The 21,719-nt window shown below is 40.9% G+C and carries 32 protein-coding genes; all 32 read right to left on the bottom strand.

Translation table 11 applies throughout. The features are described 5' to 3' along the window. Positions 1-94: 94 nt before the first annotated feature. A complete protein-coding gene (alaS, locus tag J7R10_RS04790; protein WP_010705133.1) occupies positions 95-2,758 on the bottom strand; it encodes an alanine--tRNA ligase in 2,664 nt (887 codons plus the stop codon). A gap of 194 nt (positions 2,759-2,952) precedes the next feature. Beyond that, positions 2,953-3,996, bottom strand: coding sequence for a recombinase RecA (recA, locus tag J7R10_RS04785; RefSeq protein WP_010705132.1), 1,044 nt, complete (start codon positions 3,994-3,996; stop codon positions 2,953-2,955). A 245-nt stretch (positions 3,997-4,241) separates the two neighbouring features. Beyond that, entirely contained in the window at positions 4,242-5,561 is a 1,320-nt protein-coding gene (locus J7R10_RS04780; RefSeq protein ID WP_010705131.1) for a replication-associated recombination protein A, read from the bottom strand. An 8-nt stretch (positions 5,562-5,569) separates the two neighbouring features. Then, on the bottom strand, positions 5,570-6,964 hold the full coding sequence (locus J7R10_RS04775) for a DegQ family serine endoprotease (RefSeq protein WP_010705130.1): 1,395 nt from the start codon (positions 6,962-6,964) through the stop codon (positions 5,570-5,572). A 272-nt stretch (positions 6,965-7,236) separates the two neighbouring features. Continuing rightward, positions 7,237-7,665, bottom strand: coding sequence for a 50S ribosomal protein L17 (gene rplQ / locus J7R10_RS04770; RefSeq protein WP_010705129.1), 429 nt, complete (start codon positions 7,663-7,665; stop codon positions 7,237-7,239). 32 nt (positions 7,666-7,697) lie between these two features. Continuing rightward, entirely contained in the window at positions 7,698-8,711 is a 1,014-nt protein-coding gene (locus tag J7R10_RS04765) for a DNA-directed RNA polymerase subunit alpha (RefSeq protein ID WP_010705128.1), read from the bottom strand. A 92-nt stretch (positions 8,712-8,803) separates the two neighbouring features. After that, on the bottom strand, positions 8,804-9,193 hold the full coding sequence (rpsK, locus tag J7R10_RS04760; RefSeq protein WP_010705127.1) for a 30S ribosomal protein S11: 390 nt from the start codon (positions 9,191-9,193) through the stop codon (positions 8,804-8,806). Between the two features lie 125 nt (positions 9,194-9,318). After that, positions 9,319-9,687: a 30S ribosomal protein S13 gene (rpsM, locus tag J7R10_RS04755; protein ID WP_010705126.1), complete on the bottom strand. Its 369-nt coding sequence runs from the start codon at positions 9,685-9,687 to the stop codon at positions 9,319-9,321. Positions 9,688-9,865: 178 nt separating this feature from the next. Further along, on the bottom strand, positions 9,866-10,444 hold the full coding sequence (locus tag J7R10_RS04750) for an adenylate kinase (RefSeq protein ID WP_010705125.1): 579 nt from the start codon (positions 10,442-10,444) through the stop codon (positions 9,866-9,868). Next, complete coding sequence (gene secY, locus J7R10_RS04745; protein ID WP_010705124.1) at positions 10,441-11,787, bottom strand: preprotein translocase subunit SecY; 1,347 nt, start codon at positions 11,785-11,787, stop codon at positions 10,441-10,443. The genes J7R10_RS04750 and secY overlap by 4 nt, the downstream gene beginning before the upstream one ends. A 166-nt stretch (positions 11,788-11,953) precedes the next feature. Further along, on the bottom strand, positions 11,954-12,421 hold the full coding sequence (gene rplO, locus J7R10_RS04740) for a 50S ribosomal protein L15 (RefSeq protein WP_010705123.1): 468 nt from the start codon (positions 12,419-12,421) through the stop codon (positions 11,954-11,956). Positions 12,422-12,441: 20 nt separating this feature from the next. After that, the gene (rpmD, locus tag J7R10_RS04735; RefSeq protein WP_010705122.1) at positions 12,442-12,648 is read right to left on the bottom strand and encodes a 50S ribosomal protein L30; all 207 of its coding nucleotides are present in this window, start codon (positions 12,646-12,648) and stop codon (positions 12,442-12,444) included. A gap of 31 nt (positions 12,649-12,679) precedes the next feature. Then, positions 12,680-13,228: a 30S ribosomal protein S5 gene (gene rpsE / locus J7R10_RS04730; RefSeq protein WP_010705121.1), complete on the bottom strand. Its 549-nt coding sequence runs from the start codon at positions 13,226-13,228 to the stop codon at positions 12,680-12,682. 107 nt (positions 13,229-13,335) lie between these two features. Next, complete coding sequence (gene rplR / locus J7R10_RS04725; RefSeq protein WP_010705120.1) at positions 13,336-13,698, bottom strand: 50S ribosomal protein L18; 363 nt, start codon at positions 13,696-13,698, stop codon at positions 13,336-13,338. 12 nt (positions 13,699-13,710) lie between these two features. Then, entirely contained in the window at positions 13,711-14,244 is a 534-nt protein-coding gene (gene rplF / locus J7R10_RS04720; RefSeq protein ID WP_010705119.1) for a 50S ribosomal protein L6, read from the bottom strand. A gap of 38 nt (positions 14,245-14,282) precedes the next feature. Further along, positions 14,283-14,681, bottom strand: a complete 399-nt coding sequence (gene rpsH, locus J7R10_RS04715) for a 30S ribosomal protein S8 (RefSeq protein ID WP_010705118.1) — start codon at positions 14,679-14,681, stop codon at positions 14,283-14,285. Between the two features lie 14 nt (positions 14,682-14,695). Continuing rightward, positions 14,696-15,001 (bottom strand): 30S ribosomal protein S14, encoded by a 306-nt coding sequence (rpsN, locus tag J7R10_RS04710; RefSeq protein ID WP_010705117.1) that lies wholly within the window; start codon positions 14,999-15,001, stop codon positions 14,696-14,698. Between the two features lie 24 nt (positions 15,002-15,025). Further along, positions 15,026-15,583 carry a 50S ribosomal protein L5 gene (rplE, locus tag J7R10_RS04705; RefSeq protein WP_010705116.1) on the bottom strand — a complete coding sequence of 186 codons (558 nt, stop codon included), beginning with the start codon at positions 15,581-15,583 and terminating at the stop codon, positions 15,026-15,028. After that, positions 15,576-15,890: a 50S ribosomal protein L24 gene (gene rplX / locus J7R10_RS04700; protein ID WP_010705115.1), complete on the bottom strand. Its 315-nt coding sequence runs from the start codon at positions 15,888-15,890 to the stop codon at positions 15,576-15,578. Before rplX ends, rplE begins: the two co-directional genes overlap by 8 nt. A 12-nt stretch (positions 15,891-15,902) precedes the next feature. Continuing rightward, positions 15,903-16,271, bottom strand: coding sequence for a 50S ribosomal protein L14 (gene rplN, locus J7R10_RS04695; RefSeq protein WP_004859184.1), 369 nt, complete (start codon positions 16,269-16,271; stop codon positions 15,903-15,905). A 145-nt stretch (positions 16,272-16,416) separates the two neighbouring features. Further along, on the bottom strand, positions 16,417-16,656 hold the full coding sequence (gene rpsQ / locus J7R10_RS04690; protein ID WP_010705114.1) for a 30S ribosomal protein S17: 240 nt from the start codon (positions 16,654-16,656) through the stop codon (positions 16,417-16,419). 11 nt (positions 16,657-16,667) lie between these two features. Continuing rightward, positions 16,668-16,868, bottom strand: coding sequence for a 50S ribosomal protein L29 (gene rpmC, locus J7R10_RS04685; RefSeq protein WP_010705113.1), 201 nt, complete (start codon positions 16,866-16,868; stop codon positions 16,668-16,670). A 13-nt stretch (positions 16,869-16,881) separates the two neighbouring features. After that, the gene (rplP, locus tag J7R10_RS04680) at positions 16,882-17,295 is read right to left on the bottom strand and encodes a 50S ribosomal protein L16 (protein WP_010705112.1); all 414 of its coding nucleotides are present in this window, start codon (positions 17,293-17,295) and stop codon (positions 16,882-16,884) included. Between the two features lie 36 nt (positions 17,296-17,331). Then, positions 17,332-18,042 carry a 30S ribosomal protein S3 gene (gene rpsC / locus J7R10_RS04675; protein ID WP_010705111.1) on the bottom strand — a complete coding sequence of 237 codons (711 nt, stop codon included), beginning with the start codon at positions 18,040-18,042 and terminating at the stop codon, positions 17,332-17,334. Continuing rightward, on the bottom strand, positions 18,042-18,431 hold the full coding sequence (gene rplV / locus J7R10_RS04670) for a 50S ribosomal protein L22 (protein ID WP_010705110.1): 390 nt from the start codon (positions 18,429-18,431) through the stop codon (positions 18,042-18,044). The genes rpsC and rplV overlap by 1 nt, the downstream gene beginning before the upstream one ends. A 2-nt stretch (positions 18,432-18,433) precedes the next feature. Further along, entirely contained in the window at positions 18,434-18,712 is a 279-nt protein-coding gene (gene rpsS / locus J7R10_RS04665) for a 30S ribosomal protein S19 (RefSeq protein ID WP_004855734.1), read from the bottom strand. A 15-nt stretch (positions 18,713-18,727) separates the two neighbouring features. Next, positions 18,728-19,561, bottom strand: coding sequence for a 50S ribosomal protein L2 (gene rplB, locus J7R10_RS04660; RefSeq protein WP_010705109.1), 834 nt, complete (start codon positions 19,559-19,561; stop codon positions 18,728-18,730). Between the two features lie 21 nt (positions 19,562-19,582). Then, positions 19,583-19,876 (bottom strand): 50S ribosomal protein L23, encoded by a 294-nt coding sequence (locus tag J7R10_RS04655; RefSeq protein ID WP_010705108.1) that lies wholly within the window; start codon positions 19,874-19,876, stop codon positions 19,583-19,585. Next, a complete protein-coding gene (gene rplD, locus J7R10_RS04650; RefSeq protein ID WP_026501320.1) occupies positions 19,873-20,493 on the bottom strand; it encodes a 50S ribosomal protein L4 in 621 nt (206 codons plus the stop codon). Before rplD ends, J7R10_RS04655 begins: the two co-directional genes overlap by 4 nt. Then, positions 20,493-21,233: a 50S ribosomal protein L3 gene (rplC, locus tag J7R10_RS04645; RefSeq protein ID WP_010705106.1), complete on the bottom strand. Its 741-nt coding sequence runs from the start codon at positions 21,231-21,233 to the stop codon at positions 20,493-20,495. Before rplC ends, rplD begins: the two co-directional genes overlap by 1 nt. 27 nt (positions 21,234-21,260) lie before the next feature. Next, entirely contained in the window at positions 21,261-21,569 is a 309-nt protein-coding gene (gene rpsJ / locus J7R10_RS04640; protein WP_004855744.1) for a 30S ribosomal protein S10, read from the bottom strand. A gap of 64 nt (positions 21,570-21,633) precedes the next feature. Next, positions 21,634-21,719: EF-Tu C-terminal domain-related protein (locus tag J7R10_RS04635; RefSeq protein WP_483416251.1), on the bottom strand; the 86-nt coding region annotated here is incomplete at its 5' end.

Raw genomic sequence — 21,719 nt, 5'->3', positions numbered from 1 at the left:
AATGAGCTTTTCTTCTTTCAGTAAACATCCCGTTTCAACTAAAAAATTCTTCTCTAGAGAGAGACGCTGAGAAATACAAAGAAGAAATCAGAAATTATTTTTCAAGGAAATCTTTTAGCGCTGCAAGTGCATCAGTAGCCTTTTTCCCTTCAGGACCACCAGCCTGCGCCATATCAGGACGTCCACCACCACCTTGACCACCAAGAACACCTGAAAGAATACGCACCAAATCAACAGCATTCAATTTATGCGTTAAATCATCAGTCACACCAACAACAGCTCTCCCCTTGCCATCCTCTGAAACAGAGATAAAAGCAACTATCCCAGATCCAATTTGTTTTTTTCCAGAATCCGCTAACGCCTTAAGATCCTTTGGGAGAATACTTCTCACAACACGCCCCATAAAAGAAACACCATTGATGACGGTAATATCATTATCTGTCATAGCCTCATCCTCACGATGAAAAGCAACTTTCTTACGTAATTCAATAAATCCTTGTGAAAGTCTATTATACTCAGAGAGCAATTTGCTAACACGCTCTTCCGCATCAGCAGGAATAGTTTTTAAAAGACCAGAAATTCGGCAAATTCTTTCATCTTGGCGATTCAGATAAAGACGCGCTGCTGTACCCGTCAAAGCTTCAATACGACGAACCCCTGCTGCTACAGAGCTTTCAGAAACGATATGAATCAAACCAATATCCCCTGTTCTCTCTACATGTGTCCCACCACAAAGCTCAATTGACCAATTCTTTTTTAACCCTGTCTGCTCAAGCTGGTTTCCCATAGAAACAACGCGTACTTCATCACCATATTTTTCACCGAATAACGCCATTGCCCCTTCAGAAATTGCATCATCCACAAGCATGAGACGTGTTGTTACCTCACTATTTTGTAAAACAATATCATTTGCTAAATCTTCTATTGTTTTCAATTCTTCTGAAGAAATGGGTTTTGGATGGGAAAAATCAAAACGCAACCGATCCGGCGACACAAAAGAGCCCTTTTGTGTAACATGCTCCCCCAATGTTTGACGTAAAGCTTCGTGTAATAAATGGGTAGCAGAATGGTTCGCACGAATTTTCTTACGACGAACAGAATCAACAATGAGTTCTACACAATCAGACGTTTTTGCCTGCCCAGACTTCACTTCTCCAATATGAACAAAAACACCATCAGCTTTTTTTTGAGTATCATGCACCTCAAAAACAAAATTTTCACCAGAAATGATACCACTATCACCAATCTGCCCACCGGACTCGCCATAAAAAGGTGTTTGATTTACAACAAAAACAGCTTTCTGCCCTGAAGAAATATGATCAACAATATGACCATCATGAACAAGAGCTGTAAGAATACCTTCAGCTTTTTCTGTTTCATAACCTAAAAATTCTGTGGTTCCTACTTTCTCACGAACAGAAAACCAGATCTTTTCTATTACCGTTTCACCAGACCCAGACCAATTGGCACGCGCTTCTGCTTTCTGACGTTCCATTGCTTTCTCAAAAGCATCAACATCAACGGATATCCCACGACACCGAAGAGCATCTTGCGTCAAATCGAGCGGAAAACCATATGTGTCATAAAGTTTAAAAGCAATTTCACCATTAAAACAATCCCCTTCTTTAAGATTGGTACTTGCTTCATTCAACAAACCGAGTCCTCTTTCAAGAGTTTTACGAAAACGGACTTCTTCTAACTTTAAAATTTCTGAAATCAAAGATTCAGCACGTACCAATTCAGGATAAGCTTGCCCCATTTCATGAATTAAAGCGGGTAAAAGACGCCACATCAAGGGTTCTTTAGTGCCAAGAAGATGAGCATGACGCATAGCACGACGCATAATACGACGTAAAACATATCCCCTTCCTTCATTGGAAGGGAGAACACCATCAGCAATCAAAAATCCACATGAGCGAAGATGATCAGCAATCACGCGATGGCTTACAATAAAATCATCCCTTGCCTTAACGCCTGTTATCTCTTGTGAAGCATGTATTAATGCACGAAAAAGATCAATGTCATAATTATTATGAACCCCCTGTAAGACAGCGGCAATGCGTTCTAATCCCATGCCTGTATCAATAGAAGGATGAGGCAATTCAACACGCTCTTCCTTACCCACCTGTTCGTACTGCATGAAGACAAGATTCCAAATCTCAATAAAACGATCACCATCTTCTTCTATACTTCCAGGTGGTCCTCCCCAGATTTTATCACCATGATCATAAAAAATCTCCGAACAAGGACCGCAAGGACCTGTATCCCCCATTGCCCAAAAATTATCAGCTGTCGCAATACGAACAATTCTTTCATCCGGAAGACCTGAAATTTTACGCCATAATTCAGCAGCAACATCATCACTATGATAAACTGTCACTAACAATTTCTCTTTTGGAAGACGAAATTCCTTTGTTAAAAGATTCCAAGATAAAAAAATGGCTTCTTCTTTGAAATAATCACCAAAAGAAAAATTCCCCAACATTTCAAAAAATGTATGATGGCGTGCTGTATAACCAACATTATCAAGATCATTATGCTTTCCACCTGCACGAACACACTTTTGTGCTGTTGCTGCTTGTTTATAAGAGCGCTGTTCAAGTCCCGTAAAAACATTTTTAAACTGCACCATTCCTGCATTTGTAAACATGAGTGTAGGGTCGTTGCGCGGAACAAGTGGGCTTGAAGGAAGAACTTTATGCCCATTAAGATGAAAATAATCTAGGAAAGTTGACCGTATGCTATTAACGCTATTCATATTGACACCTGCAGAGTACAGCACAAAACTATAAAAGCATCCCCTTCCTTCATTAAATATCCCCTTTAGCACTCTTAGAGTTTATTTAATCAAAAAGTGGAATGTTTATTCAAAAAAGTTGGAGAATAAGCGATCTTATACTTTAAAACTCTAACAAACAAAAACAGAAAAAATTTCTCATAAAGAAATCACACTTAAATTATGTCATCGCTTTCTATATTTTCTGACCCTACATTTTCTAACAATTCAATCGCAATTAAACCTGCATTTTGGCGCAAAGCTGTTTCAATTTCTGTAGCTATTTCTGCATGTTCACGTAAAAACTGCTTTGCATTCTCACGCCCCTGTCCTAAACGCTGAGAATTATAAGAAAACCATGCACCAGATTTTTCTACAATCCCAACTTTAACACCCAAATCAATCAATTCGCCTACTTTGGAGATGCCTTCACCATAAATAATATCAAACTCAACCTGTTTAAATGGAGGGGCCAGTTTATTTTTCACTACTTTAACGCGCGTCTGATTACCAACGATTGCATCCCTATCTTTAATAGATCCAATACGACGAATATCTAAACGCACAGAAGCATAAAACTTTAATGCATTCCCACCTGTTGTTGTTTCGGGAGAACCAAACATTACACCAATTTTCATGCGAATTTGATTAATAAAGACTACCATACAGTTAGAACGAAAAATGGATGCTGTCAGTTTTCGCAAAGCTTTACTCATCAAGCGCGCTTGTAGCCCAGGTAAAGCATCACCCATTTCCCCATCAATTTCTGCACGCGGTGTCAAAGCTGCTACAGAATCAACAACAAGCACATCAACTGCACCAGAACGAACAAGTGTCTCTGTAATTTCCAATGCCTGCTCACCAGTATCTGGTTGAGAAATAAACAAATTTTCTAAATCAACACCAAGCTTACGCGCATAAATAGGATCAAGCGCATGCTCTGCATCAATAAAAGCACAAACTCCACCATTTTTCTGTGCCTCAGCAATAGCATGAAGAGCCAATGTTGTCTTTCCAGAACTCTCTGGTCCATAAATCTCAACAATACGCCCCTTCGGTAATCCACCAATACCTAAAGCAATATCCAAAGATAATGAGCCCGTTGGGATTGTTTCAATTTCAACAACCTGCTCTTTTTGCCCAAGTCGCATAATTGAGCCCTTCCCGAAAGAACGTTCAATTTGTGAGAGAGCTGCATCCAGAGCTTTTGCTTTATCCACGATAATATCCTTAATCGATTCACAATAATCCAGTGTTCAGTGTACACTGTTATTTTAGCTTAACTAAAGTCTTGAATTGAGATTTTCACAGACTATTTCCATTTGCATTCTCACATTGTATCTCCAATATATCATCCCCATAAGAAAAAGAAGGCGTATTCTTTATGTTATAACATAATCCCCCATATAAAGGGGAAAGCCTAGTATAGTTATATCTCTGCTCTAGAAAAGAAACAATTTAAATTTTATTTCTGATGAGCCCGTTTTTGGCGCAATTTCTTCCACCACTCAAGACGCTTCGCAATCTCACGTTCAAAACCACGCTCTCGTGGTTTATAATAGCTCTGACGCCCAAGTTTTTCAGGAAAATATTCCTGTCCTGAAAAAGCATCTGGTTCATCATGATCATAACGATAACCATGTCCATACCCTTCTTCCTTCATAAATTTTGTAGGCGCATTAAGGATGTGTTTAGGGGGAGGCAAAGAACCGTTTTTACGTACACAATGCAGTGCTGCTTTATACGCGAGATATATTGCATTTGATTTTGGTGCAGTCGCAACATAAAGACATGCTTGCGCCAAAGCTAACTCTCCCTCTGGTGATCCCAAATAATCATAAGCATCCTTAGCAGCATTACAAACGACAAGAGCTTGCGGATCTGCCAAACCAACATCTTCAACAGCCATACGCACCAATCTTCGCCCAATATAGAGAGGATCTTCACCAGCATCAAACATGCGTGCTAAGTAATAAAGTGCAGCATCAGGATCAGATCCACGAACGGATTTATGCAATGCTGAAATGAGATTATAGTGACCTTCTCGCCCTTTATCATAAATTGGAGCACGACGTTGAATGATTTTTTGTAACGCAACAGCATCAAATATCTCCCCTGGTTGCGACGTACACCAAACTTCCTCTGCCAATGTTAACGCTGCTCGTGCATCACCATCAGACATCCCGATCAAAACATCTCTGGCCTCATCATCCAAAGGAAGAAGTTTTCCTTCCACTTCCTCTGCACGTTTCAAGAGCATACGCAAACTTTCATTGTCATGTGAAAGAAATGTCAAAACACGTGCACGAGAAAGAAGCGCTGCATTAAGTTCAAATGAAGGATTTTCCGTTGTTGCCCCTATAAGGATAATAGTACCATCTTCCATAACAGGAAGAAAACTATCCTGCTGCGCACGATTAAATCGATGAATTTCGTCGACGAACAAAAGCGTCTGGACTCCAGACATAAAACGAGCCTGAGCACCTTCAAAAATTTTTTTAAGTTCAGAAACCCCAGTAAAAATAGCAGAAATTTGCTCAAAAGCGAAATTTGTTTCAATGGCTAACAAGCGTGCAACCGTTGTTTTTCCTGTCCCTGGAGGTCCCCAAAAAATCATAGAATGCATTGAACCGGCTTCCAGCATACGTGAAAGCAATCCCTTTTCTCCAACCAAATGATTTTGTCCTATAACATCATGAAGAGAATGAGGACGCATTCTTTCTGCAAGTGGTTGTTTTTTATGAACTTGGTGATCAAAAGACGAAGTAAAAAAATCTTTATTCAAAAAAAACCTCAGCGAATAAACTGGCGAATATACATACCATCACGTTCATATTCTAATTGCCAAATATTTGGGTGGCCTTGCATCAAAATCTTTTTCAACTGACCAACTGTTTGGATCTTATGGCCATTAACAACACGCAAGATATCTCCTGGGCGAAAAATTCCAGCAGCATTGCTCATTTCATCAAGATTGGAAATCACAACACCTCGTGCAGAGAGAGGAAGACGAAAACGTCGACTATTTTGTGGTGTTAAATCCAATATTTCAGCACCAGCAAGAGGGCTTTCACCAATAATTTTTTCGGATTTCAAAAATGCAGATTCCGGTATTGATGAAACAGTTATTTGTGTTTTTAAAATCCTTCCACTTCGTAAATATTCTAAAACAAGATTATCTCCAATACCAGCTGTCATCAAACGATATCCAAGACCATCTGGACTATCAACACGCACTCCCTGCACACTCAAAATAACATCACCTACCTTCAGACCAGCTTTCCCAGCAGGACTATTTTTGATAACTTCAATAATAAGAGCACCATAGGGGCGTTCTAAACCTAAACCACCGGCAATATCAGGTGTAACATTTTGAAAAGATACACCAATATAAGGTGGTACAAAATATTTTCCACCACGTTTAACAGTATCAAGCATCACTTTTACAAGATTTGATGGAATAGCAAAACCAATCCCTACAGAACCACCTGAACGCGAATAGATAGCCGTATTAATCCCGATCAACTGCCCTTTCATATCAATTAAAGCTCCACCAGAATTCCCTGGATTAATAGCAGCATCTGTTTGAATAAAAAAGTCAAAATCAGAAATACCAACCCGTGTACGTGCTTGCGCTGAAACAATACCACTTGTAACTGTTTGACCAACACCAAAAGGATTCCCAATTGCTAAGACAAGATCACCAACTTCAACGGCATCAGAATCTCCCAAAGAAAGAATAGGAAATTGTGCACCTTTTGCATCAATTTCAAGAACAGCAATATCTGTTTCCTCATCTCTTAACTTAACCTTACTTTCAAACTCTCGTCCATCAGAAAGAGCAACTTTAATTTCATCTGCATCCTTAATAACGTGGTAATTGGTAACAATCAAACCATGTGCATCAACAATCACCCCTGACCCCAATGATGATTGTCTACGCAAGGGACGATTATTTTGGAAGCGACCAAAAAATTGCTCAAAAAATGGATCTCCTTCAAAAGGTGAACGCGCTCTGATTTGTCGCGCTGCATAAATATTTACAACAGACGGAATAGTCTTTTTAACTAAAGGAGCAAATGAAAGAGTGATTTCTTTTTGTGTTTGAGGAATTTGAGCACACGCGTAACGAAAAGATGTCTGTGTCATAATAGCAAAAAAAAGCCCCATCAAAAGAGAATACTTCATAACGCACTCCTAAAAAAATAAACCACTCTTATATATTAATAAGATAAGGATTCCTCTCATTCTCAATAAGTTAAGAGTTTTTATTAATATTTACAATAAAGAAGAAAAACAACTATTTGAACAGTAAATATTATAAAAACAAAATAATTCAATATTTTATAATCTTCATCCTGTATTTATTCTTTAAGAAAAACAAATTCAGAAAGACTCATACAAAAACCGCCCTTAAAAGGCGGCTCTTTAAAACTTAACAGAAAGAAAATATATTATCTTTATGAAGAAGCTTCTTTTTCATTTGCAGCACTTTCCGTGCGTACACGATCTACAGCGCCCTTCGCATCAACATCCCGATCAACAAACTCTATAACAGCCATGGGTGCATTATCACCGGCACGAAACCCTGCTTTCATAATACGCAAATACCCACCTTTGCGCGATGCATAACGCGACGCAAGTGTATCGAACAATTTTGCAACTTTACCGGAATCACGAAGCGCTGCAATTGCTTGCCGACGTGCATGCAAACCTCCACGCTTACCGAGTGTAACGAGCTTTTCAACAATCGGACGAATTTCTTTAGCCTTTGGAAGGGTCGTCACAATCTGCTCATGCTCAATCAGCGAAACCGCCATGTTAGCAAACATCGCTTTACGGTGACTGACAGTCCGGTTCAACTTGCGACCTGACTTACTATGGCGCATGAGTCTTCTCCTTAAATTTCAAATTTTAAATTTTAATACTGATCTTCATAACGTTTAGCAAGATCACCAATATTTTCGGGCGGCCATGCAGAAATTTCCATACCAAGATGCAATCCCATACATGCCAAAACTTCTTTAATCTCGTTTAACGACTTCCGTCCAAAATTCGGTGTCCGAAGCATTTCAGCTTCTGTTTTTTGGATAAGATCACCAATATAGACAATATTATCATTTTTAAGACAATTTGCAGAACGGACCGAAAGTTCTAACTCATCGACTTTCTTGAGAAGTGCAGGATTAAAAGCAAGCTCCGAATCAGCTTCTTCAATAACTTCCTTCTGCGGTTCCTCAAAATTAACAAATAATGATAATTGGTCCTGAAGAATACGTGCGGCAAAAGCAACCGCATCTTCTCCATTAACAGCACCATTCGTTTCAATAGTGAGCGTTAACTTATCATAATCCAGCACTTGACCTTCACGCGTATTCTCTACTTTATAAGATACTTTACGAATTGGTGAATAAAGACTGTCAACTGGAATAAGACCTATTCGTGCATCATCAACACAATTACGATCAGAAGGAACATAACCTTTCCCTGTATTGACAATAAATTCCATACGAATCTCAGCATCTTCATCAAGAGTGCAAATAACATGCTCTGGATTCAGAATTTCCATATCTCCAACAGTATTGATATCTCCAGCTTTTACAACACCAGGACCCTCTTTACAAATGACAACACGTTTAGGTCCCTCTTCTTCCATACGAAGTGCAATTTCTTTGATATTAAGAATAATATCTGTCACATCTTCACGAACACCTGGAATTGACGAAAATTCATGTAACACACCATCAATCTGCACAGCAGTAATCGCAGCACCACGAAGTGATGACAATAACACACGACGAAGTGCATTCCCTAACGTTAAGCCAAAACCACGTTCAAGAGGTTCCGCAATCACGCTTAAAGTATTTGGATTATCATGTACACAAAACTCAACCTTATTGGGTTTAATCAGTTCCTGCCAGTTTTTCTGGATCATATTTTTATTCCCGTTCTTTAGTTCCGCTACCATTCAATCGTAACGGCCAATGTGAACATCAGAGAAAGCTCTGACAACAAAAAAACACCCAATTAAACACGCCGTCTTTTTCGCGGACGACATCCATTATGAGGAATTGGTGTTACATCACGAATGGAAGTAATAACAAAACCAACAGACTGTAATGCACGCAAAGCGGACTCACGCCCCGATCCAGGACCACAAACCTCAACTTCTAACGAACGCATACCATGCTCCTGCGCTTTTCTAGCACAATCTTCTGCAGCCACCTGAGCAGCAAAAGGTGTAGATTTACGCGAACCTTTAAACCCCTGAGCACCAGCAGACGACCATGCAATGGCATTTCCTTGGACATCAGTAATCGTAATCATTGTATTGTTAAATGTTGAATTGATATGAACAACACCTGATGAAATATTTTTGCGCTCACGACGACGAACACGTGTGGCTTCCTTTGCCATAATCTTCCTTTCAACGATCTCTTCACTGCCGTAACACCAGCAGCTCCACCTTCTTTTTCTTATCAAAAAAACTCAATAAGAAACAGAATACCAAAAAAATAAAAGCCTTTATTCAAAAAAGAATTTTATTTTTTCTTACCAGCGATTGCCTTAGCTGGCCCCTTACGTGTGCGTGCATTCGTATGTGTACGCTGCCCACGAACAGGCAAAGAACGGCGATGACGCAAACCACGATAGCAACCAAGGTCCATCAAACGCTTAACATTCATAGCAACCTCACGGCGAAGATCCCCTTCAACTTGATAGCCTTGATCTATCGCCTCGCGAATTTGCAATACCTCTGCATCTGAAAGCTCATGCACACGACGCCCCATGGGGATATCAACCTTTTTAGTAATTTCTTGGGCAAATTTTGGTCCAATCCCGTGGATATACTGAAGCGCAATAACTACACGCTTATTTGTCGGGATATTGACGCCAGCGATACGAGCCACGCCTATTCTCCTTGGTTATATTGACGATTAGCCATAAAATACCTGATGTACCTTATAGAAAAAACGATCCGGCATAAACATATTCCGAATCCCATTACTTCACTGAAATAAATTAAAGTTCTTTTGATAGATTTTGTAGAAAAAGTCAACACTTTTCATTTATTTCTAAAAAAAATCCTTATTGAAGAAGCTCTCTAATTGCACGTGACACCTCAGTAATATCAACCATTCCATCAACTATCTTCAATAACCCCTTCTTTGAATAAAATTTTGATAAGGGAACTGTTTTTTCACGATATTCCACTAATCGCTTTGCAAATGCAATAGGGTTATCATCTGAACGGACCTGCTCACCGGCTGCTATTGTTTCCTCAACGCGCTTCTTCATTCGCTCAATCAACGCACCTTCATCAATACGCAACTCGATAACAGCATTAAGCTGCATATTTTTTGATTGCAAAATCTGTTGCAATGCTTCTGCCTGTCCCACAGTGCGTGGATATCCATCCAAGACAAAACCGTTTGCACAATCACTTTCATCAATCCGATCTGATACAATTTGATTCACAATGTCATCGGAAACCAAAGCACCAGAGCTCATAATAGCTTTAGCTTTTTTGCCAACTTCCGTTTTTCTGGTAATAACTTCACGCAACATGTCACCGGTCGATAACTGAGGGATACGATACTCCTCAGCTAACATTTTAGCTTGTGTACCTTTTCCTGCTCCAGGAGGTCCTAAAAGAATAACTCTCATCGATTCCTTCTACCTCCACGAAGTTTTGACTTTTTAATCAATCCTTCATATTGGTGTGCAACAAGATATCCCTGAATTTGAGCAACTGTATCAAGTGTCACAGTAACAACAATCAACAAGGACGTTCCCCCAAGATAAAAAGGAACCTGTAGTGCAGAGATCATAAATTCAGGGAGCAAACAAACTAAAATAATATAAATTGCTCCTACAACAGTAATGCGCGTCAAAACATAATCAATATATTCAGCTGTACGTTCACCAGGACGAATTCCAGGAATAAAACCAGAATGCTTTTTTAATTGATCAGCTGTATCACTTGGATTAAACACAATAGCCGTATAAAAAAAGCAAAAAAATGCCATCAAAAATGCATAAACAATCATATAAAGGGGCTGTCCATGACCAAGCGAATACGAGATAGCTTGAACCCATTGGGGCATTTTGTCAGAAAAATTATTAACAGTTGCAGGCAACAACAATAAAGATGAAGCAAAAATTGGTGGAATAACACCAGCGGTATTCAACTTTAAAGGAAGATGTGACATATCACCTTGAAAAATTTGATTACCAACTTGCCGTTTCGGATACTGAATAAGAATTCGCCGTTGCGCACGCTCTACAAAAACAATAACTCCGATAACAAAAACTGCAATAAAAACGATTCCTATTAATAAAAAAGTTGATAAATCAGCCTGACTATGAGCAGTCAAAAGTTGAGCAAAAGTGGAAGGAAGATTAGCAACAATACCTGTGAAAATAATAAGAGAAACCCCATTACCGACACCTCGTGACGTAATTTGCTCACCAAGCCACATCAGAAACATTGTCCCGCCAACAAGCGTAATGACAGAAGAAATACGGAACATAAGACCCGGCTCCACAACAATTTGGAGTCCTGTTCCTATACCAGATTCAAGTGCAACCGCGATACCAAATGCCTGCAGGATTGCCAACACTACCGTTACATAACGAGTATACTGATTAATAATCTTACGACCGAGTTCCCCTTCTTTTTTAAGAGTTTCCAACGAAGGGATAACTGAAGTTAGCAACTGCACAATAATTGATGCCGATATATAAGGCATAATTCCCAATGCGAAAATTGCCATGCGGCTAACAGCACCTCCAGCAAACATATTAAACAATCCCAAAACACCTGATGCGTGATGTTCAAATGTTTGCCGTAAAGAATCGATATTGATACCGGGGAGGGAAATATAAGTACCAAAGCGATAAACAAGAAGAGCCGCGAGGGTAAACCAAATGCGCTTTTTCAATTCAGTTGCACGTGAAAAAGTGCTAAAGTTTATATTGGAAGCAAATTGCTCTGCTGCTGATGCCATAAAACCTCTCCCATCCACACTCCAGTTCTTTAAAGCACAGAAATATAACTTTTAAAACCCATATCGTTATACATAAAAAAATGCAGAACTCAAACAACTCTCCATAAAAGATACTCTAAAGGAAGCATAAAAACTTGCCTAGAATATCATTCATATCAAAATAAGCTCACCGAGTAGATTCAAGAAAAGTAACCTGCCCCCCAGCTTTTTCAACCTTAACACGAGCAGCTTCAGAAGCACCAGAAACATGAACGATAATTTTTGCTTTTAATTCACCACCAGAAAGAAGACGCACCCCATCCTTCACACGACGAATAATATCAGCTTCTTTCAAGGCAATAATATCAATAGGTTTTTCAATATTCAATTTCCCTGCATCAACTGCCAACTGAATACGTCCCAGTGAAACTTCATTGTAAGTTTTGGCAAAAAAGTTCCTAAATCCACGTTTCGGCAAACGACGATAGATAGGCATTTGCCCACCTTCAAAACCATTAAGTGAAACACCAGAACGTGATTTCTGTCCCTTTACACCACGACCTCCAGTCTTACCAGTACCCGAACCAATACCACGTCCAACACGTTTACGATCTCTTGTTGCACCTTCGCGATCATGCAGTTCATTGAGTTTCATATTTTATACTCCCGCAATCTTTAATCTTCATCTATAACGCGAACAAGATGCCGAACACGAGCAATCATACCTCGCACACAAAGTGTATCTTCTAAAACACGCCGTCTCCGTATTTTATTTAATCCAAGACCCTTTAAAGTTGCACGCTGAATCTGCGAATTCCGAATCGGACTTCCAACTTGTTCTACCGTCACAGTTTTGCCACTCTGAGATTTTTTCTGAACCATTTTCTAATTCCTTTTCTGATAATCTCAGAAACTACCCTTCCACATCGACTAAATGCCGACGACGTGCCTGTAAAGTTGAATATTTGATACCACGTTGAGCTGCAATATCTCTAGGATGCATTTGATGCGCTAAAGCATCAAATGTTGCACGCACCATATTATAAGGATTGGATGACCCCAACGATTTTGCAACAACATCTTGCATACCAAGAGTTTCAAAAATAGCACGCATCGGTCCACCCGCAATAATACCAGTACCAGCAGAAGCTGAACGCAACAAAACACGACCAGCCCCGTGACGACCTTCAAGATCATGATGCAATGTACGTCCAGAGCGAAGCGGAACATAAATCATTCCACGCTTTGCTGCTTCTGTAGCTTTACGCACAGCCTCTGGCACTTCACGTGCTTTACCATGGCCAAAACCCACACGACCTTTTTGATCTCCAACAACAACAAGAGCGGCAAAACCAAAACGTCGACCACCCTTTACAACTTTAGCGACACGATTGATATGAACAAGTCTATCGACCAATTCATTTTCACGTTCTTCTCGCTCACCACGTTCTTTTTGTGCCATTCCTCATTCCTTTTTCTTTTCCGGAAGCACGCCAATAAAGTTCCATCATAAACCAGAGGAACTCATACGAAACAGCCCCACTACCTTATTAAATAAAATAAGGCATTTTAGAAACTCAAACCACCTTCACGAGCAGCTTCAGCCAAAGCTTTTACTCTTCCATGGTAAACATATGCCCCACGGTCGAAAACCACCTGATTCACACCAGCTTGCTTTGCACGCTCAGCAATTAACTTACCAACGGCAAAAGCCGCCTCTTTATCGGCACCACTTTTTAACACTTTTTTTAAATCTCCCTCAAGTGTAGATGCCGAAACAAGTGTACACCCACGTAAATCATCAATAATTTGCGCATAGATATTCTGATTTGAACGATAAATGCTAAGCCGCGGACGATCACTAGAAACCATTTTGATTCTCCGTCGCACACGCCGCGCACGACGTTGGATAATGTCCTTAGATGAAACCATAATACAAAATCCTTACTTCTTCTTACCTTCTTTACGAAAGATGCGCTCATCTGCATGTTTAATGCCTTTACCTTTGTAAGGCTCAGGCCTACGATATTCGCGAATTTCTGCTGCAACTTGCCCAACTTGCTGTTTATCAATTCCAGAAATCACAATTTCTGTAGGTTTAGGAATCGTTACAGTAATCCCAGATGGGACTTTATAAATCACATCGTGAGAAAAACCCAACGATAGCTGAACATCCTTACCTTGCAAAGCAGCACGATAACCAACCCCGTTGATCTCTAATCGCTTTTCAAAACCATCTTTCACACCACAAAAAATATTTTCAATCATTGAACGCGACATACCCCATTTAGAGCGTGCATCTTTTGACTGATCCCGTGGTGAAACGGATATAAAACTTTCCTCAAACTTCACTAAAACTTCATCATTAACGACGTAGCTCAGTTCACCTTTCGGACCTTTTGCCTTAACCAGCTGTCCTTCAACAGTTGCGGTAACCCCAGAAGGAATTGAAATGGGCTTTTTACCAATACGAGACATTGTTCTAACCTACATTTTTTCTGTTTTCTTAACACTGATTAGAAAACACGACAAAGGAGCTCTCCACCGACATTTTGTTCACGCGCCTCATGATCCGCCATAACTCCCTTAGGAGTTGATAAAATGGAAATACCAAGACCATTTGCCACTTGAGGAAGCGACTTAGCAGAAACATAGACACGGCGACCAGGTTTTGAAACTCGTGAAACTTCACGAATAGCTGCTAATCCTTCAAAATATTTCAACTCGATTTCAATTTCAGACTTCCCATCACCCAAATCGATTTGATTATATCCGCGAATATAACCTTCAGACTGAAGAACATCAAGAACACGTGCACGAAGCTTAGAGGCAGGTGTAACCACTTTATTTTTTTTACGACCAAGTGCATTACGAATACGCGTAAGCATATCACCAAGAGGATCTGATATAGACATTAAATAATCTCCTCTTACCAACTCGACTTAACAATGCCTGGAATATGGCCCACTGAACCAAGTTCACGCAATGCAATTCGCGACATTTTTAATTTACGATAATAAGCCCGTGGACGCCCTGAAACCTTACAGCGATTACGGACGCGAACTTTTGCAGAATTACGTGGCAACTCTGCCAATTGAACAGAAGCTTTAAAACGCTCTTCGAGAGAAACCTTCTGATCCATAACTATTGCTTTCAAGCGTGCACGACGCGCAGCATAACGCTTTACCATCAATTCACGACGCTTATTCTTTTCAACGGCACTTATTTTGGCCATAATCTTACCTCGCTACGTTTGCCGTTACGAACGAAAAGGGAAATGAAAAGCACGCAACAACTCACGTGCCTCATCATCCGTTTTTGCTGTCGTACAAACGATAATATCCATGCCCCAAATTTGATCAACTTTGTCATAGTTGATTTCTGGAAACACAATGTGCTCTTTAATACCCATAGCAAAATTGCCACGACCATCAAAGCTTTTTGGATTCAGACCACGAAAGTCACGAACCCGCGGAAGCGCAATCGTAACAAGACGATCCAAAAACTCAAACATACGATCTTTACGCAATGTAACTTTAGCGCCAAGTGGCATATCTTCACGAACCTTAAAGGTCGCAATAGAATTACGCGCACGGGTAACAACAGCTTTCTGACCTGTTATTAATCCTAAATCCTCAGCGGCAATAGAAGGCTTCTTAGAATCGGCAGTTGCTTCACCAATCCCCATATTAATTACAATTTTATCAACCCGCGGAATTTGCATCACATTTTTGTAATGAAATTTCTCTTGAAGGATTTTACGAACCACTTCAAAATAATGCACCTTCATACGTGGCGTTTGTTTTTCCTCAGCCATTAATCAATTCTCCCGAACGCTTGGCAAAACGAACTTTATTACCATCTGCATTCATACGAAAACCTACACGCGTAGGCTTACCATCTTTAGGGTCAGCAATCGCCAAATTAGAGAGATGAATCGGAGCTTCCTTAGAAACAATTCCAGCTTCTTGCTTTTGTGTTTGACGCTGATGACGTTTAATCATATTAACACCACGAACAAAAGCCTTATTCTCCTTTGGATTCACCCTAATTACTTCACCACTACATCCTTTATCCTTACCAGATAAAACAACGACTTTATCACCTTTTCGAATCTTTTGCATAACACACACTCCTTATAAGACTTCAGGAGCGAGGGAAATGATCTTCATATGATTCCTACCACGAAGTTCGCGAGGAACTGGTCCAAAGATACGTGTACCGATCGGCTCTTTCTTATTATCCACTAAAACAGCAGCATTCCCATCAAAACGAATAACACTACCATCTGCGCGACGAATATCTTTAGCAGTACGAACCACTACAGCTTTCATCACATCACCTTTTTTAACACGGCCACGAGGAATAGCATCCTTAACCGAAACAACAATAATGTCGCCGACCGAAGCATATTTTCGCTTTGAACCGCCTAACACCTTGATGCACATGACACGACGAGCACCGGAATTATCGGCAACGTCGAGGTTTGTTTGCATCTGAATCATGACTGGCCACCTTCTCTTAACATTTATATCCGGTCATGTCTCTAACACCCCGGATTTGCCTGCTAAATAACGATAAATCTATTGCCCTAAATTTACCAGTAGAAATAAATCCACTGTCAAATTTTACAACAATAAACCTAATGAACTACGCTACACTGCTTTTAACAACAATCCAACGTTTATCTTTCGAAATTGGTTTAGATTCCTGTATAGAAATTTGATCCCCAATCTTGAACTGGTTGTTCTCGTCATGCGCCTTATACTTTTTAGATTGCCGAACAGTCTTTTTAAGAAGTGGATGAGAATAACGGCGCTCCACTTTAACAACGACAGTCTTATCGCTCTTGTCACTAACGACAACACCCTGCAAAATGCGTTTAGGCATCTCTTGTTTCCTTAAACCTTACTTTCGTTTATCTTCTGACGAAGAAAAGTTTTAACACGCGCAATATCACGACGAACCTGCCTAACACGTGCAGTCTTTTCTAATTGACCTGTTGCCTTCTGAAAGCGCAAATTAAACTGCTCTTTCTTTAACTTAGCCAATTCATCTTTCATTTGGTCGAGCGTTTGCGCCCGTAATTCTGTGGCTCTCATCGCTTAACCTCTTTTATTCAGCAATACGCTTTACGAAACGCGTTTTAATAGGCAATTTTGCAGCACCTAATCTTAATGCTTCACGCGCTATATCTTCAGGAACTCCATCAAGCTCAAACATGACACGTCCAGGCGCAACACGTGTAGCCCAATAATCAACGCTTCCCTTACCCTTACCCATACGAACTTCAGTTGGTTTAGATGTGACAGGAAGATCCGGAAAAATACGAATCCACACACGACCAGAACGTTTCATATAACGCGTAATGGCACGACGCGCTGCCTCAATTTGGCGGGCAGTAATTCTTTCCGGCTCAACAGCCTTCAAACCGTAAGCACCGAAATTCAAATCGGTACCACTTTTCGAAACACCGTGAATACGGCCTTTGAACTGTTTACGGAACTTAGTGCGCTTTGGCTGCAACATTGCTCTCTACTCCAAATTCTAGTTCAATCACAAAAACTAAGCACTTTCGCGGCGACGATTCGATGAAGAACCAGAATGATCAGCCTCCGTAGCACGACGTTCTGAAGCCATCGGATCATGCTCGAGAATCTCACCCTTAAAGACCCACACCTTAACACCACAAATACCATAAGCAGTCTTAGCTTCTGCTGTACCGTAATCAATATCAGAACGCAAGGTATGAAGCGGAACACGACCTTCACGATACCACTCCATACGAGCAATTTCAGCACCACCAAGACGACCAGAACAGTTGATACGAATTCCCTCTGCTCCAAGACGCATAGCTGATTGAACTGCCCGCTTCATTGCACGCCGAAAAGCAACACGACGCTCCAATTGCTGAGCGATAGATTGTGCAATAATCGTAGCATCAATTTCCGGCTTACGAATTTCCACAATATTCAATGACGTCTCAGCATTTGTCATTTCTGAAAGCTTACGACGAAGCTTTTCGATATCAGCACCTTTTTTACCAATAATCAAGCCCGGACGCGCCGAATGAATTGTTACACGACATTTCTTATGAGGACGCTCGATAACAACCTTAGAGATAGCTGCTTGTTTCAACTCTTCAAGCACATATAAGCGAATCTTTAAATCCTCATGAAGAAGACGTCCATACTCACCACTATCAGCATACCAACGAGAATCCCAGGTCCGATTAACTCCAAGACGAAGTCCTATTGGATTGATCTTCTGACCCATTATGCGGCCTCCACTTTTTCGGTAACTTCACGAACAATAATAGTAAGATGCGAAAACGGACGTTCAATCCGACTAGCACGCCCACGTCCACGAACATGGAAACGCTTCATCACTATCGACTTACCAACATAGGCTTCTGCAACAATGAGCGAATCAATATCAAGGTCGTGGTTATTCTCTGCATTTGCAATCGCTGATTCAAGAGTTTTTTTCACCGTTCTAGCAATACGTTTACGTGAAAATGTTAAATCAGCTAGTGCCATATTCACTTTTTTACCACGAATCATCGCAGCAACCAAATTAAGCTTTTGCGGACTAACACGAATCGTCCGTGTGACAGCTTTTGCTTCATTATCCTTAAGCTGGCGCGGAACTTTAGCTTTTCCCATTCCTACTTCCTCTTCGCTTTCTTGTCTGCACCATGCCCATAATAAGTCCGGGTGGGAGCGAACTCACCAAACTTATGCCCAACCATCTCTTCAGAAACAGAAACAGGAATATGCTTATTGCCGTTGTAAACACCAAAAGTTAAGCCAACAAATTGCGGTAAAATGGTGGAGCGACGACTCCATATTTTAATAACCTCATTGCGCCCACTTGCACGGACCTTTTCTGCTTTTCCAAGAAGATAGCCGTCAACAAACGGACCTTTCCAAACTGAACGAACCACCTCAGACTACCTCTCTTATTTCTTGCGCTGATGACGCGTACGCATAATAAACTTATCAGTGGCTTTACTGGAGCGCGTACGCTTCCCTTTTGTAGGTTTACCCCAAGGAGACACTGGATGACGCCCTCCTGAAGTACGACCTTCACCACCACCATGTGGATGATCGACTGGATTCATAGCAACACCACGAACATGTGGGCGTTTACCACGCCAACGTGACCGACCTGCTTTACCATCATTAATATTCCCATGATCAGGATTTGAAACAGCACCAACAGTTGCAAAACAGCTGCTAGAAACCAAACGCTGCTCTCCAGAATTCAGTCGAAGAATGGCCATGCCTTGATCTCGTCCAACCAACTGCGCATAAGTACCAGCTGAACGAGCAATCTGACCACCCTTGCCCGGTTTCATTTCAACATTATGAATAATTGTACCCACCGGCATATTATCAAGTGGCATAGCATTCCCTGGCTTAACATCAACATTTAAACCAGCTATAATCGAATCGCCAACAGCAAGACGCTGTGGTGCAATAATATAAGCTAATTGTCCATCTTCATAGCGAATTAATGCAATAAAGGCAGTTCGATTTGGATCATATTCCAAACGCTCAACTTTTGCAGTCATATCATGTTTAAGACGCTTAAAATCAACAAACCGATAGCTACGTTTATGGCCACCACCCTGAAAACGAGCAGTAACTCGACCACGATTATTACGCCCACCTTTTGATGATAAACCTTCAGTCAAGGTTTTTACAGGCTTACCTTTATAAAGACAAGAACGTTCCACAATAACAAGTTGACGCTGCCCGGGTGTAGTAGGATTAAAGTACTTAAGTGCCATTATTCTTATCTCCGAGCCTCTTTAAAGACCTGTCGAAACATCGATAGACTGACCACTGGCCAATGTTACGATCGCTTTTTTGACATCACTCTGCCGACCAACAATGCCTTTGAAACGTTTCACTTTACCCTTGCGGACTATCGTGTTAACTGCTTTCACTTTAACGCTAAAGAGCGCTTCAACAGCAGTTTTGATTTCAGGCTTTGTTGCTTTCGGCGCAACATTAAAAGCAACTTGATTATACTCAGAAATCATAGTCGACTTTTCAGAAATAACTGGACTAATAATTATATCATAATGGCGAAGATCTGTCATTTAAAACGCTCCTCAAGAGCCTCGACAGCTGCTTTTGATAAAACAAGTTTGCTGCGACGCAAAATATCATAAACATTAATCCCCTGAATTGGTAAAACATCAATATTAGGAATATTAGATGCTGCACGAGAAAAATTAACATCAATCTCTTTGCTACCAACTAAGAGAGCATTATTGAATCCAAGCTTAGAAAAACTGGAAGCAAGCATTTTTGTTTTAGCATCCTTAACGCTCAGATCATCAACAACAATTAAATCATTTGCCTTTAATTTTGCTGACAATGCAAGACGCACTCCGAGTGCACGAACTTTTTTAGGAAGATCGCATGCATGACTACGAAAAACGGGACCATGCGCCTTACCACCACCTCGAAACTGCGGTACACGAGCAGATGAATGTCGAGCACGCCCAGTACCCTTTTGTTTAAACATCTTTGCCCCTGTTCGTGACACATCAGACCGCCCCTGTGATTGATGCGTTCCCTGCTGACGACGCGCAAGCTGCCAACGAATGACACGTTGCAAAATATCTTCACGCGGAACAAGACCAAAAATACCCTCAGAAACCTTTAACTTACCAGCTTCATTACCATCAAGGGTTTTAACTATAAGATCCATCATTCGGCTCCCTCAGTTTCAGAGGTTTCCATCACTGGAGCAACCATTTCTGTTTTTTCTTTCGCAAGATGGCGAATACCAGCAGGCTTAGGTGCATTATCAGGAAGACGTCTTTTTACGGCATCCCGCACCAAAATCCAAGCACCCTTAGAGCCAGAAACGGCACCACGCACTAAAAGCAAACCACGTTCAACATCCGTAGAAACAACCTCAATATTCTGTGTTGTTACACGGACCTGTCCCATATGGCCAGCCATTTTTTTACCTTTAAACACCTTACCCGGATCCTGACACTGTCCTGTCGAACCATGAGCACGATGCGTGATTGAGTTACCATGAGAAGCACGATGTCCACCAAAATTATGCCGCTTCATAACACCAGCAAAACCTTTACCGATACTCGTACCTGTCACATCAACCCTCTGCCCTGGAACAAAGTGTTCCACTGTAATCTCAGTACCGACATCAAGAAGATTGTCGGGACTTACACGAAACTCCGCTATTTTGGCTTTTGGCTCAACCGAAGCCTTAGCAAAATGCCCACGAAGAGCTTGGGTAGTATTCTTAACCTTGGCAAAGCCTACACCTAATTGAACAGCAGTATAACCATTCTTCTTAACTGTACGCTGAGCAATAACTTGACAATTCTCCAAACGAAGTACTGTTACCGGCACATGCTCACCAGCTTCATTATAAATACGGGTCATGCCCAGCTTCTGTGCTATTACACCTGAACGCATCGGGTCTGTTCCTTCTGTCCTCAAACCTCAGAGCTTAATCTCTACATCCACACCAGCAGAAAGATCGAGCTTCATAAGCGCATCCACTGTTTGCGGTGTTGGATCAACAATATCAAGAAGACGCTTATGCGTACGCATTTCAAACTGCTCACGACTCTTCTTATCGATGTGCGGCCCACGATTGACTGTAAACTTCTCAATCCGCGTTGGCAGCGGAATAGGACCACGGACATTTGCACCAGTACGCTTAGCAGTCGACACAATCTCACGTGTCGACGCATCAAGAATTCTGTGGTCAAATGCTTTCAAGCGAATGCGGATATTTTGACTGTTCATGCTCTTTTATTTCCTTGTCACGCAAAACGCCTCTTACAACAAAGACGTTTTTCATAACCATTCCTTACTCAATGATCTTAGAAACGATACCAGCACCAACAGTACGACCACCCTCGCGAATAGCAAAACGAAGCTTTTCTTCCATGGCAA

Source organism: Bartonella vinsonii subsp. berkhoffii ATCC 51672, assembly GCF_902825225.1.
GTDB lineage: Bacteria > Pseudomonadota > Alphaproteobacteria > Rhizobiales > Rhizobiaceae > Bartonella > Bartonella berkhoffii.
This window is presented reverse-complemented; position numbering and strand designations above follow the sequence as displayed.

Coding starts and splice junctions, on each gene's coding strand:
- rpsC (WP_010705111.1), bottom strand. CDS start 18,042: ATGGGTCAGAAGATCAATCCAATAGGACTTCGTCTTGGAGTTAATCGG.
- rplV (WP_010705110.1), bottom strand. CDS start 18,431: ATGGGAAAAGCTAAAGTTCCGCGCCAGCTTAAGGATAATGAAGCAAAA.
- rplD (WP_026501320.1), bottom strand. CDS start 20,493: ATGGATCTTATAGTTAAAACCCTTGATGGTAATGAAGCTGGTAAGTTA.
- rplP (WP_010705112.1), bottom strand. CDS start 17,295: ATGTTGCAGCCAAAGCGCACTAAGTTCCGTAAACAGTTCAAAGGCCGT.
- rpmD (WP_010705122.1), bottom strand. CDS start 12,648: ATGGTTCAGAAAAAATCTCAGAGTGGCAAAACTGTGACGGTAGAACAA.
- rplO (WP_010705123.1), bottom strand. CDS start 12,421: ATGAAACTCAATGAACTGCATGATCGCGAAGGTGCAACAAGAGATCGT.
- rpsE (WP_010705121.1), bottom strand. CDS start 13,228: ATGGCACAAAAAGAACGTGGTGAGCGAGAAGAACGTGAAAATGAATTG.
- secY (WP_010705124.1), bottom strand. CDS start 11,787: ATGGCATCAGCAGCAGAGCAATTTGCTTCCAATATAAACTTTAGCACT.
- alaS (WP_010705133.1), bottom strand. CDS start 2,758: ATGAATAGCGTTAATAGCATACGGTCAACTTTCCTAGATTATTTTCAT.
- rpsH (WP_010705118.1), bottom strand. CDS start 14,681: ATGTCTATATCAGATCCTCTTGGTGATATGCTTACGCGTATTCGTAAT.
- rplQ (WP_010705129.1), bottom strand. CDS start 7,665: ATGCGCCATAGTAAGTCAGGTCGCAAGTTGAACCGGACTGTCAGTCAC.
- J7R10_RS04775 (WP_010705130.1), bottom strand. CDS start 6,964: ATGAAGTATTCTCTTTTGATGGGGCTTTTTTTTGCTATTATGACACAG.
- rplB (WP_010705109.1), bottom strand. CDS start 19,561: ATGGCACTTAAGTACTTTAATCCTACTACACCCGGGCAGCGTCAACTT.
- rpsN (WP_010705117.1), bottom strand. CDS start 15,001: ATGGCCAAAATAAGTGCCGTTGAAAAGAATAAGCGTCGTGAATTGATG.
- rplE (WP_010705116.1), bottom strand. CDS start 15,583: ATGGCTGAGGAAAAACAAACGCCACGTATGAAGGTGCATTATTTTGAA.
- rplF (WP_010705119.1), bottom strand. CDS start 14,244: ATGTCTCGTATTGGTAAAAAGCCCATTTCAATTCCTTCTGGGGTTACC.
- rpsK (WP_010705127.1), bottom strand. CDS start 9,193: ATGGCAAAGGAAGCCACACGTGTTCGTCGTCGTGAGCGCAAAAATATT.
- rplC (WP_010705106.1), bottom strand. CDS start 21,233: ATGCGTTCAGGTGTAATAGCACAGAAGCTGGGCATGACCCGTATTTAT.
- J7R10_RS04750 (WP_010705125.1), bottom strand. CDS start 10,444: ATGAGAGTTATTCTTTTAGGACCTCCTGGAGCAGGAAAAGGTACACAA.
- rplR (WP_010705120.1), bottom strand. CDS start 13,698: ATGGTTTCATCTAAGGACATTATCCAACGTCGTGCGCGGCGTGTGCGA.
- rplX (WP_010705115.1), bottom strand. CDS start 15,890: ATGCAAAAGATTCGAAAAGGTGATAAAGTCGTTGTTTTATCTGGTAAG.
- J7R10_RS04655 (WP_010705108.1), bottom strand. CDS start 19,876: ATGACAGATCTTCGCCATTATGATATAATTATTAGTCCAGTTATTTCT.
- rplN (WP_004859184.1), bottom strand. CDS start 16,271: ATGATTCAGATGCAAACAAACCTCGACGTTGCCGATAATTCCGGTGCT.
- rpmC (WP_010705113.1), bottom strand. CDS start 16,868: ATGAGAGCCACAGAATTACGGGCGCAAACGCTCGACCAAATGAAAGAT.
- rpsQ (WP_010705114.1), bottom strand. CDS start 16,656: ATGCCTAAACGCATTTTGCAGGGTGTTGTCGTTAGTGACAAGAGCGAT.
- rpsJ (WP_004855744.1), bottom strand. CDS start 21,569: ATGAACAGTCAAAATATCCGCATTCGCTTGAAAGCATTTGACCACAGA.
- J7R10_RS04765 (WP_010705128.1), bottom strand. CDS start 8,711: ATGATCCAGAAAAACTGGCAGGAACTGATTAAACCCAATAAGGTTGAG.